The sequence below is a fragment of the bacterium genome (assembly GCA_023228325.1).
Classification (GTDB): domain Bacteria; phylum Auribacterota; class UBA6266; order UBA6266; family UBA6266; genus UBA6266.
The window spans coordinates 987,826-999,929 of the sequence record JALOBK010000001.1 but is presented as its reverse complement, the minus strand read 5'-3'; the positions used below and the strand labels follow the sequence as shown (position 1 = coordinate 999,929).

The following is a 12,104-nucleotide window of genomic DNA, read 5'->3' as shown; positions in this document are numbered from 1 at the left end:
CTTTACCGGTAACTTTTTTGTAGCATTTTTTAAGTGAAATGAGAAGGGTTTATTTTCGGGCGCGGAAAAGTTTTTGCGGTTATTTTCCGATTTGCTTATCCGACTCGTAAAACGCGACCTTGTATTTAACCACTTTCTCATGAAAACCCGCAGGCAAAGGGATAAGGCAGCTGCCCAGCTGAGTGGACTCTCCGGCCGCAAGACCTTCCTCATCAAATGTCCCCTGTCCGGCACAACCAATCAGGTTTCCTTCCTTATCAAAAAAGGCCACATAATACTGGCAGGACATAGGTTTGTCTGCAGTGTTTGTTATCTCGATGTTCGCATTGATAATTTTTTTACCGAAGAATTCGTCTATAAAGAACTTACACGTTCCCTTTATTTTATCCCCCACCTGAACCGTAAACACGTCTTTATCAAAAAAAGAGCCTTCTTTCAGCCTGCAGTCGCCTTCCTTTATTTCTCCCGATGCCGAAAACGGGAAAATCATCGTAAGCAAAATCACAAGCGTCAATTTTTTCATTTTTCCTTTATTCCTTTCCTAAATAGGGACAGACACCATTTAAATAGGTGTCTGTCCCTATTTTAAAAATCCTTTAAGTTCCTTTACAGGCCGTTCAACGCTGCATTCAGGATCCTGAACATACAGCTGGACGACTTCGGCGCCTTCCCTTTCACCTGTATTGGACACATCAACGCTGACCGTCGCGGCGATCTTCCCGGAACCGCCCGTCACTTTAAGGTTGGCATACTTGAATGTCGTATATGAAAGCCCGTGCCCAAACGGGAAGAGAGGCTCGATATTTTCCCTGTCAAAATGCCTGTATCCCACAAAAATACCTTCTTCATAATAAACTTTACCGCGCTCGCCGGGATAATTTTTATACGACGGAGAGTCCTCGATTCTTTTCGGGAATGTAACCGTCAATTTGCCCGAAGGATTGGCGTCTCCCCCCTCCTGCCCCGCGTACAGCGATTCGACCACCGAGGGAACATCATCTATCCATTTATCCATCAAAAGGGGCGTCCCGTTTACCAGGACAACAACCGTGTTTTTATTTGCCGCGGCTACGGCCTTTATAAGTTCATCCTGGTATTTGGGAAGATTAAGGTTCTGTTTATCGACACCCTCCCCTTCTATTTCCCATGATATCCCGACAAATACTACCGCCGCATCCGACTTTGAAGCGACGTCAACCGCTTCATCCAGCAGGACATTATCTTCGGGAGTATAACCCAATTTAATAACAGCATTGCCCCGGCTTTCGAACATCTCGATGCGAACATCGTAAGTTTTGCCCGCTTCAAGAAAAACCGCGCCTCTTCTTATCTCGGGACCGTGTTCACCCCAGTTATTGATAACAAGTTTACCGTCTATGTAAAGACGGCTGCCGTCATCGCTTAAAAGGCCGAGGTCATAGTTCCCCGATGCCGAAGGCGTAAAATTGGCTGTCCACCGCGCGGAAAAATTATCGTTTCTGATATTCGCGGCCGGCGAACTGCTCCCCCAATCAAAATTAACCCTGCCGTCCACCCTTGTAAGAGCCGGGATTCCGCTGAAATTCGTGTTGTTAAAATATTCGGCTTTGAGTCCGCTCTGCGGATTCGGGCCGGGGGTCGTAAATTCCCCGAAGTTGATAGGCACTAAATCCTTCGGCATCGCGCAACCCCTTGCGAAGTTTAATTTTATTTTACCGTCTTCGCATTTTCCCATCATGCCGTCCAGCGGGGTAACAGCGCGATTGGGGGTCACACTGGAACTTCCGCCTCCTCCGAGAAGGGCGGCTTCGGCTTTGGGCCCTATAACCGCGATGGATTTTATTTTGTTCCTGTCTATGGGAAGCGTCCCGTTATCATTTTTTAAGAGGATAATCCCGCGCCTCGCGGCTTCTCTGGCAAGAGCCCTGTGTTCTTTCGTATCGCTGGCTCCTTCCAGTTTCGGGTCGGGGGTATCGAACAGTCCAAGATAAAACATCACCCTCAATATACGGCGGACTTTATCGTCCAAAACCTTTTCGCTGACTTCGCCGTTTTTGACGGCACGCAAAAGATGATTGCCGTAAAATTTAGGCGGACCGGGCATTTCCAGGTCAAGCCCCGCATTCGCTGTTTTTACGGTGCTGTGCACGGCATCCCAGTCCGAGACCACAAAACCCTTGAAACCCCACTCGTCTTTAAGTATGTCCGTTAAAATATGTTTATTCGCGCAGCAATAATCACCGTTGATTTTATTATAAGCGCCCATCACCGTTACGGTGCCGGCTTCCTTAACGGCGGCTTCAAACCCGGGCAGATAAATTTCCCTGAGCGTCCTCTCGTCTATCTCCACGCTTATTGTCGTTCTTTCATATTCCTGATTGTTGCACGCGAAATGTTTCGTCGAAGTCCCGATTTTTTCGCCCTGGACACCCTTGACGTATTCCGTCACCAGTTGCGATATCAAATAAGGGTCTTCCCCGAAACTCTCGAAATTCCTTCCGCCCAACGGAGTCCTGTGTATGTTGATACAAGGGCCCAAAAGCACATTTCTGCCTTTTGCTCTCGTTTCTCTTCCGAGAGCTTTCCCGACAGCCCTCAGAAGCACCGGGTCCCAGCTTGAGCCCAGTGTTACCAGCGTCGGGAAACAAGTCGCCTGCCCCCACCTGACGCCGTGAGGCCCGTCGGTCATTTTCAGCGCCGGTATTCCCAGCCGTTTGTTCTCGGGTGTACTCATATGGTCCGCCCCCGCGACCTGGGCAATTTTCTCTTCCAGCGTCATCTTATTCAAGAGGTTTTCGACCCTTTGTTCAACGGCAAGATTCGGGTTTTTATAAAGAGCCATTTGCGCGCCGGCAGTTCCCGGAAACAAAATCACGGCGGCAAAAATCAACAGAGCCGATACAAAAGGAGCAAGTTTAATATTTGTCATAACAATTCCTGTTTTATGTTGGACCCTTGATTCCGCTATCCCACAAATTTGTGTGTGGCATTTATTACAGCAACAGCGCCGCCAGGCTGAGATAAAGAATGATAGTGCAAATATCCGCTACCGCAAGAGTAACGGGTCCGGCCGAAATTTTAGGATCGAGTTTCAACGCGTGCAACAGCGCCGGAATGCTCAATCCAAAAAGACAACTGGCAAAAATCACAAACAAAAGACTGCTTCCGATAACTATCGCCGCCAATCCTTCCCCGCGCCAGCCCCATACGGTTAAGCCGACTATAATACTGCAAGCCCCCCCGAGGAGAAACGCGGTGCCCACCTCCCGCCGCAGCGCCCTGATATACCACCGCAGTGTCGGACGAGACAAACGCAAAGTATGGATAGCCACGGTCATAGACTGCATACTGACACTCTCCCCAACCCCAAAACCAGTGTCAGGAAAAAAGCCAGCACAAGACTTTTTTCCAGAGTAACATCGTAAACGCTGGCAAGCAAAGCGCAAATTGTCCCGCTCCCGATTGTTGCCATCAGCCACGGGAACCTGAACCGAAACGCGCGGAACGGCGAGGCATTCCTTATCTGGGAAACGCGAAACCCGATGGACTCAAACACTTTATCCATTCTTTCCCGCTCGGAAATCTCAAAATCCTCATCCGCAAACATAGTAATGTCAATAACTCCCACAATATGTTTTTGCTCATCCACAACCGGAAGAGCCAGATATTTATAATGAGCCAATAAATCATATGCTTCCAACACCGTCGCGTCCGCAGGAATCGTTTTAACGCGTTTTATCATAACTTCCGAAATGCATTGTTTCAAAGGCGACATAAGCAGGCGTCGTGTCGGGATGACCCCCGTTAAACAGCCTTCGGTGTCCACAACATAGAAATAAACTATTTTCTCGCCGAGACCATGAGACCTGATTTCTTCCAATGCCTGCTGGACGGTAGCGTCTTCGCGCAACGTTGCCGCATCCTTGCGCGCGACTGCGGAAGCGGGTTGGTTCAACTGGTCTGCTTTTGATTTTTTAGCCATTAGCGGGAATATCCTTTCCTCCGTTTAATATTATCAAAGCTCCGGTTTGTCCGAAAGCATATTAAAACTACAGATGAAAATCTCCGGCGGCTTCGGGTTGATAGAGAATTTTCTCGATTCTAATGCGGCGTATCCCCGCCGGAACCGGCCATTCGATAATATCTCCCTTGGCATAACCTAAAATCGCCGTGCCGACAGGAGCAAGAATAGAGATTTTCCCGTTATCAATATCCGCATCCTTGGGAAAGACCAGAACATAGGTCATTTCTTCCCGGGTATCGATATCGCTAAGGACAACTTTTGAATTCATCGTTACCACATCGGGCAGCACATCTCTGGGCAAAACAACTTCCGCCTGCGCCAGTTCTCCGGCCAAAGATTGTAAATCTTTTCTGTCATGGTCTCCAAATTCTTCGGCAACAGCGATAAGCTCATTAAGCCGCGCCTTATCAAACTCGGTAATGTATATTTTTCTTTTTGTCATGCTTTTTCCCATAAAAACCCCTCCGTTTATGAGGGACAGACACCATATTTCTCCGCTTAATATGGTGTCTGTCCCTATTTAAAGTTATTTTACCTGTAATTCATTGAATTTATCAAGTTTCACATGCCACAGGCTTCTTATTTTCTGTTTGGCATCTTCATTTATACTGCAAGTCTCCCATTGCGGAATTTTCTCAACATCCTGCAGATAAATGATAACTCTATAAGCAATAATCCGTTCTATTTTATTCCCTAAAGCGGATTTGACAGGCGTTTCAAGCTGCAAGATAAGCTTTGTGAGTTTTCTCCCTTTCCCCGCGCGGAAACAAAGCAGGGCTCCCCCGGCAAGCTCATCGGTGCGCCTCAATTTCTCTTTTGTAATATCCCCGAAAGCCATAATGCTCCCGTAGCTTATGGTAACCTCAAGCTCATATTCCCCCGATGGTATTTTCTCCGCGCTCGCTTTTTTAATATGCTCAGGCCAGACAACGCTCGCAATTTTCTCAAGCGCGGCTGAATCGGAAAGGGAGCTGTCCCCTGCAATATTCATCAGCCTGGCATTGCTTCCCCTCCACATACTCCATGCCAGAACAGAAACAATAAGTATAACAATCAAAATCCCAAAAACAGGAATCAACCGGTTTGCTGTTTTTTTCGCCATTTTTACCCTCCCTTATAATTTATCACAATGCACTTTTATCTTTTTTAGAAACCATACTTCATAGTAACCGACCCTGAATGACCGATAAAATCTTCTTTTCCTTCGAAATCATAAGAAAGAAGCAGGCTCCAGTTATTGGTCATAATAAAGGTCAGGCTTCCTCCGACATTAAAACTGTTCTGGGCGGGGTCAGCTCCGTCAGTCTTGAAAGAAGCTCCGCCTCCGGTAAATGTCGATGTTGCCTGCTGTTCGTCTCCGACAAAATCATATAACCACATACCGTGTATTTCAGGTATAAAAGTCATATCGGCGTTTCTTATCGGATATGCGAACCTGGCTCCTAACCCCGACTGCAGGAAATCGTAATCCTGGCTGTCGACTTTCAGGTTAAGAGCGTCAGCGCCTGACTCTGTGTAATCATCAAGATACAGATAAATGTACCTTAAAGAAGCCATCGGAGTTATTTCAAGGCCGTTAGTCTCAAACGTGTATCCTCCTCCGATATACGCCGAATACTGCTGGCCGTCATAATCCGAATCGGCTGTCCTTGCAATCCCCCCGAAATTTATATTGCGTGAACCTTCATATTTGTTATACGCGAATGAACCCGCTACATCTATATAGAACGGCCCGCCGTCATAACCGCCGTAGATTGTACCCTGATAAGAATCAATATCGGTATCCCCGATATTTGACTGTTTGGAATCGACCCTGCTGAACGCGTATCCTCCGCTTATCCCTATTCTCACGGGATCGGCTACAAGGAAATCTACACCGATAGTCGTTCCCAGCGTGTGGGCTTTATACCCGTCTATATGGTCGCGCTTATCCTGGTCTAAATAGTTACCGAACCCTTTTGCCCAGATATCAACGTCTTTAAAAGCATCCCCTGCGGCCAATCCGCTTCTTGTATCGGCCAGATGGTCTGTGACCTTTTCCTGAAACAGGGTTATTGTTGTGTATCCTATATCCATCACACCCGCGTCAACTGACGGGGTCACCTGGGAAAGAGCGTTCTGGACATCGGTTTGAGAAGTTAACTGGTCTAACTGCCCGAGAACAGTCATCATATCACCTGTCCCGTCACCGCCTGCGGCTTCGAGAGCTGTACCCGCGGCTTTTTCATTTTCTGTTACCCCAAGAGATGTATATGTGTTTGCTCTGGTTGCTGTAAGTGTAAGGTCATCATTATCCGTTGTCCCCGCGAATGTCAAAACAGCGCTGCTATCTGTAATAGTCCCGGGGACGTTAACAAGGCCGCCTGCCGCCGGGCCGTCAATAATTGTGTATGCGGAACCGTTGGCTGTATATCCCGTGACATTAACATGTAAAGAACTGTTCGCAGATATAGTAGTAGTGCCCGCTGATACTACCGAACCGGCAACAGCAGAACCCGTAACGTCCAGCTTGAGAGTGGTGTCAGCCGCCTGCGTATAATCATTGGTGATTGTAAGTGCCCCTGACCTCAAATAAAGAACCCCTCCCGCAACATTCAGATTCCCGGTCAATGTTCTGTCTGTGTATACATCAAGTGTTCCGGCGTTAACGGTTGTGTCACCCGTATAAGTGGTTGCGCCGGCAAGAATCGTAGTTCCATCGCCGTTGTGGTTAACATCGAGAGTCCCCGCAATATCAGGCGCGAAGATGTAAGAGTTTTCATTATGGTTAAAATTAATTGTTGCCGTACCGTCATTCCCAAAAATATCATCAGCATTGACAACGCCCGCTGATAACCCTTCGCCTATATTAAGAGTGCCGACTGAACCTGCATCCTCAGCGAGAGTAAGTGTTCCTGCCCCGTTGTTTACACTTACAGAGCCGTTATCAGAAACATTCAGAGTGCCGGTACCGGTGTAACCTACATAAAGGTTGGCGCTGTTATTCCAGATAGACCCGGCTCCTGTTACAGTAACAGTTCCTTCAGAGTCGGCTTCATAACCTATAACTCCATTGGTATCGCTCACGTCACCGCTGTTAGAAATCGTCATAGTCCCTACGCCGGGATCAGTGTATCCGACATAAAGCTCGGCGGTGCCATCCACTGTGCCGCCTGAAACTGTCAGGGTTCCCGTTCCAACGCGGCCGACATAAATGTTTTGGGTGCTGGCCCAGGTCGACCCGGCGCCGGTTACATTCAATGTACCTTCGGAATCCGCTTCAAAACCAATATAGCCCCGCCCCGCATTACTTACTGAGCCGCCTGCGGATATAGTCAGTGTCCCGGTTCCCGTATACCCAACAAGAAGATGGTTACTGTTAGCCCATGTGGATCCAACACCTGTTACAGTAGCAGTTCCTTCAGCGCCGGCTTCATAACCTATAACCCCGTTAGTATTTTCTACGCCCCCGCCGTCGGATACCGTCATCGTGCCCGTGCCGGTATAGCCTATATACAATTCATCGCTGTTTACCCAGCTTGAACCCGCGTCTGTTATAGCAACTGTTCCCTCACTCGCCAAATTATAACCGATTACTCCGGTGGTATTATTTACTTCACCTCCATCGGAAACTGTCATATTCCCATTGCCTGTAGAACCGACATAAAGTTCGGCGCTGTTATCCACGGTGGAACCGGAAACGGTCAATGTTCCTGTCCCAAACCGGCCGACATATAAATTACCGGTATTAGTCCATGTTGAACCCGCGCCGGCCATTGTCACGGTTCCTTCAGAGCCAACTTCGGAACCGATATACCCGAAACCTGTGCTGCTTACAGAGCCGCCGTCAGAAATATTCAACGCGCCTGTGCCAGAGTATCCGACGCTAAGGCCTGTATTGCTTATCCATGTTGAACCCGCGCCGGTCACAGTAACGGTCCCGTCAGAACCTGCTTCATTCCCGATGGTTCCGGATGGATTAAGCACCATTCCGGCGTCAGAGATGGTCAATGTTCCGGTGCCGGTGTAACCTACATAAAATTCGACGCTGGCGGTCCAGACGGAACCTGCACCCGTCACAACAGCCGCGCCCTCCGAACCGACATTATACCCGATAACCCCGTAATCACTGTCTACCAGGCCGCCGCCGGATACGGCAAAGTCTCCAACTCCTGAATGCCCGACATAAAGGTCGTTGCTGTTAGTCCAGGTCGAACCGGCTCCTACGGTAAAAACACCTGTCCCCGCCGCGCCGTTATCAACTTTAAAGGAATCGGCGGTGCTGCTTCCGCTGTTAGCCTCGATAGTAACATTGTAATCGGCAAGGTCAAAAGTCGTTTTGACAACCAAAGCGGGCAGTGCGGAAGCCAGGGTAATTGTTCCTTCTGTCTGAAATTCGATTGTGGCATCGACACCGCTCGCATTGCCATCGGTTATAGCCTGCCGGAGCGAACCGGCGCCGCTGTCATCGGTATTTGTAACATAGAATGTATCCGCGGGAGCTAATCCGGACAGAACAAACAGGATTGTGCCAAATTTAAAAAACACACCTGATAATCTGAAAAAAAGAAATAAACTTTTCTTATGAGTTCGCATGGCAGGTTAATCTTAAAGAATCCCTGAATAATTTTTGTCTATTAACAAACCTTACAGTCCGTATTTATTATCCTCCGTTTTTCCCCTATATTCAAGGATGTTCTCCAAAAAGCCGATTAAAAACAGCTGTGATTTCTTTCCATGAAGATTTTTTCCTCTGTCCGAAGTTTCGCTTCGGAGGCTTCGAAGTAATGTTTTGTCAGGAAGGGGGAACAAGATGTTTTTTATTTAAGGAAGTGTTTTCCTGTTGGCTGTTATTTATTCAGGCAAGTAAAAAATAGAAACGTTCCCTTTTTCTGAAATAGACGCCTGTTGCCGGTTGTTACTTTTCCGCTACCACCAACATTTCAAAGTCTTTAGTCGTTAAAGCGTCATTCCGGCTGAAAGCTCCGAGTTTTGAACCAAAGATATCGATTTTTTTATATCCTAGCGTCTTTAAAAGCCACGTTATCTCGCTGGGCACATAATAACGTTCGTTGCACTTAAGCTCCCTTTTTCTGCCAGAATCGTCCTCAAGAACAACGGTGTTATAATCACGGAAAGTCATCAGATCAAAAGAGCACCCCTTACACTGGGACTGGCCTTCTTTCTGCTCCGACTCATAGAATTCATTGACAGAATGAAACAGCGGGAACAATCCGTTTAATGTTGTGAATATCAACTTCCCGTTGTCTTTTAACGCCCTTGCGGCGTTTTGCAGGATTTGGAAGTTCATCTCGTCTGTTTCCATAAGAGAAAACCCGCCTTCGCACAACATAATCGCTAAATCAAAGGCATTTGAAAAATGCGGGGCTCTTGCGTCATGCTTTTGAAAATCGATTTTAAGCGACTGCCCGGACGCTTTTAATCTGGCGCGCTGTAACTGTGATTCGGATAAATCGATTCCGGTAACAGCGTAGCCTCTTTTGGACAGCTCTATCGAATGCCGTCCTGTTCCGCATCCGATATCAAGTATTTTCGCTGTTTTGTCATAGTTGACTTCCCTCTCAATAAAATCGCATTCTCCGACTGTCCCTCTGGTGAACACTTCTTTATCATACTTTTCAGCATAATTCTCAAATAATTCTTCATACCATTGTTTCATTTTTCCCGTTCCCCAATATTATTTAATCAGGCGCCTGTTGCCGGCTATTCGAATTAAATGTTTCGTCCCCGGAATTATACTCCGAATATTTTTACCCTGAACATAAAAAATATGGCGCCGAGCAAGCATAATCCGGCAAAAATATAATCTTGTGTAATTTTCTCTTTCATAAAAAAGATTGAAAATGGGATAAAGACAGTTAATGTGATTATTTCCTGAAGAATCTTTAGTTGCCCAACACTCATAACCTGATGTCCAATTCTGTTTGCGGGTACCTGCAATAAATATTCAAAAAGCGCTATTCCCCAACTGATAAGCGCCGCAAATATCCATGTTTTATGGTTTAAATTTTTAAGATGACCATACCAAGCAAAAGTCATAAATATATTACTGCAGCAAAGAAAACCTATTGTTAAATACAGATGTTTCATGATTATTCCTTTTTGTATAACATATAATATACGAATTCGTAATTTGTGGGTTTTCTACCACTTTTAAATCTATTATAGACCTTAAAATTCCGGTTTCAATCTTAAAGAAATAGGTGTCTGTCCCGGTTTGTTTTGTTTATTCTTTAGGCATTTCTATTTTCGAAATCCGGTCTTTCCCGTTAAAATATATCGAAATGTCGTCTTTCCCAGGACCAAACAAACGAAATTTAAAAGGATAAAAATAAGGAAAATCAGAATAAAAGGCGTTTTCCCAATCCATAATTTTCCCATATGCCATTCCCGAATTTTCATAGTATTTCTGTTTTCCAAAAATGGTAAATTCGGGCTCTCCTTTATTCCAACTATAATCCGGTTTGCCCAGTATTTGAATTGCTTTTTCCCTCGAATCGCCCAACTTTAACTGGACAATTTTAGACTCTAACCGATGCATCTGTATGGAATCATAAACAGTCAGGCCAACTAAAAATATTATTATTATGGTTAGAACAGCTCCGAAAAAATATGCGAAAAATTTTAGGAACTTTTTCATTTTTATTCATCCCCTAATAATCAATATTCAAGCCCACAGAAATCAGATGGCTGTTGCTATTTTTTCAATTGATCTGCTATAGCTTGATTCAGCGCGTTCTGAGCTTCAATAAGTTTTTTGTACTTCGACTCTATTTTGTCGATATTCCTGGACAATATGGCTTTCAATAGGTCGCCTTCTATTTCAGCAACATCGATTCTGCGATAATAATCCATAGTTTCTTTAAGATGGGCTATGACAATTTTCCCCGTTAAAATCGGATGATTGTTTGTCACATTTGCATCATCAAACCGGGTGCCGTGCTCAAGTTCCACCTCCAAACCTTTTCGAAAATCTTCAAGAGGAATTTCCATTGATTTCGTATTTACGATTTTAAGGACTACGGATGCTTCTTTCTCCGAAACGGTTGGCTCTTTTTTTGCAGACCAATCACTCAACCCGATTGCTTTACAGACCTTTTTTACTTCTTCCACAGTAATATATTCAGGCAGTTTCATAATTTCCTCCTCTTTTGAGATACATTCAAATTCAGCGGCGCGTTAGCGTCCGCTGGATTTTTTTAGCAATTGTTTACAAAATTTCGAACAATATTTATGAATTCCCCCGGATTTTCCACATGTATGGAATGCGCGGCATGTTCAACAAAAGAAAAAATCGCCCCCGGAATCGCCTGCAACACCTTGACGCTTTCTTCAGGAGGAAACAGCAGGTCTTCCTTCCCGCAGATAATCATGGTCTTTGATGTGATACCGGACAAATCTTCCAGGCAGTTAAACTCTTTAATAGCATTGACCTGATTCTTGAATGCAATTTTAGTTTGCGGATAGGGATATTCAATTGCGAATTGAACAGCCTTATTCAATGCTTCTTTGTCTTCAAGAAAACGTCTTGAAAATATCCAGTAAAACATGTTTCTGAACCACAGTTCAGAGCTCAGTCCGCTTTCAAGATAAGAAAGCCAATCAAGGAAAAGGGCATTATTCCGCTCGGAATTGAAAGCTGATGTTCCTGCCAAAATCAATTTTGAAACATATTCAGGATAGCGGATGGCACAATCCAGCGCCACAAATCCACCCATTGAATGTCCAAGAAGGTTGACGGATGACAACCCCATATGTCTGATAAGGTTGATACAATCTTCGGTAATATACTGAATGCTTGTCTCAATATCTTGAGGTTTTGTTCTGCCCGCGCCTCTGTTGTCGAGAGTTATGACACAGTAATGCCGGGATAGACCTTTCACTATCGGCTGCCAACTTTGGGAGTCACTGGCCAGTCCAGCAATAAGCATTAGTGGTATGCCTTTCCCATGAACTTCATAGTAAAGATCGACGTTATTAACTATCGTATTCGGCATTTTGCGATAATCTCCCGGAGTAAATTGCTGACATATAATATACGAATTCGTAATTTGTGGGTTTTTCTACCACTTTTAAACCCATTATAATCCTTAAATTTCTG

10 protein-coding genes and 1 pseudogene are annotated in these 12,104 nt (G+C 45.5%); all 11 read right to left on the bottom strand.

Translation table 11 applies throughout. From position 1 onward, the window contains the following. Nucleotides 1-79 precede the first annotated feature (79 nt). Nucleotides 80-523, bottom strand: coding sequence for a hypothetical protein (locus tag M0R36_04765; GenBank protein ID MCK9555109.1), 444 nt, complete (start codon nt 521-523; stop codon nt 80-82). A 57-nt stretch (nt 524-580) separates the two neighbouring features. Then, nucleotides 581-2,908: a glycoside hydrolase family 3 C-terminal domain-containing protein gene (locus tag M0R36_04760; GenBank protein ID MCK9555108.1), complete on the bottom strand. Its 2,328-nt coding sequence runs from the start codon at nt 2,906-2,908 to the stop codon at nt 581-583. 64 nt (nt 2,909-2,972) lie between these two features. Further along, a pseudogene (locus M0R36_04755) lies at nt 2,973-3,961 on the bottom strand (magnesium transporter). Nucleotides 3,962-4,028: 67 nt separating this feature from the next. Then, entirely contained in the window at nt 4,029-4,457 is a 429-nt protein-coding gene (gene rnk / locus M0R36_04750) for a nucleoside diphosphate kinase regulator (GenBank protein MCK9555107.1), read from the bottom strand. A gap of 72 nt (nt 4,458-4,529) precedes the next feature. Further along, nucleotides 4,530-5,105: a hypothetical protein gene (locus M0R36_04745; protein ID MCK9555106.1), complete on the bottom strand. Its 576-nt coding sequence runs from the start codon at nt 5,103-5,105 to the stop codon at nt 4,530-4,532. 44 nt (nt 5,106-5,149) lie between these two features. Then, nucleotides 5,150-8,530 (bottom strand): autotransporter domain-containing protein, encoded by a 3,381-nt coding sequence (locus M0R36_04740; GenBank protein ID MCK9555105.1) that lies wholly within the window; start codon nt 8,528-8,530, stop codon nt 5,150-5,152. Nucleotides 8,531-8,900: 370 nt separating this feature from the next. Continuing rightward, on the bottom strand, nt 8,901-9,662 hold the full coding sequence (locus M0R36_04735) for a class I SAM-dependent methyltransferase (protein MCK9555104.1): 762 nt from the start codon (nt 9,660-9,662) through the stop codon (nt 8,901-8,903). A 74-nt stretch (nt 9,663-9,736) separates the two neighbouring features. Further along, a complete protein-coding gene (locus M0R36_04730; protein MCK9555103.1) occupies nt 9,737-10,093 on the bottom strand; it encodes a DMT family protein in 357 nt (118 codons plus the stop codon). Nucleotides 10,094-10,229: 136 nt separating this feature from the next. Beyond that, nucleotides 10,230-10,643, bottom strand: a complete 414-nt coding sequence (locus M0R36_04725) for a hypothetical protein (protein MCK9555102.1) — start codon at nt 10,641-10,643, stop codon at nt 10,230-10,232. Between the two features lie 56 nt (nt 10,644-10,699). Beyond that, nucleotides 10,700-11,140 (bottom strand): hypothetical protein, encoded by a 441-nt coding sequence (locus tag M0R36_04720; GenBank protein MCK9555101.1) that lies wholly within the window; start codon nt 11,138-11,140, stop codon nt 10,700-10,702. A gap of 62 nt (nt 11,141-11,202) precedes the next feature. Further along, nucleotides 11,203-12,000 (bottom strand): alpha/beta hydrolase, encoded by a 798-nt coding sequence (locus tag M0R36_04715; GenBank protein MCK9555100.1) that lies wholly within the window; start codon nt 11,998-12,000, stop codon nt 11,203-11,205. Nucleotides 12,001-12,104 lie beyond the last annotated feature (104 nt).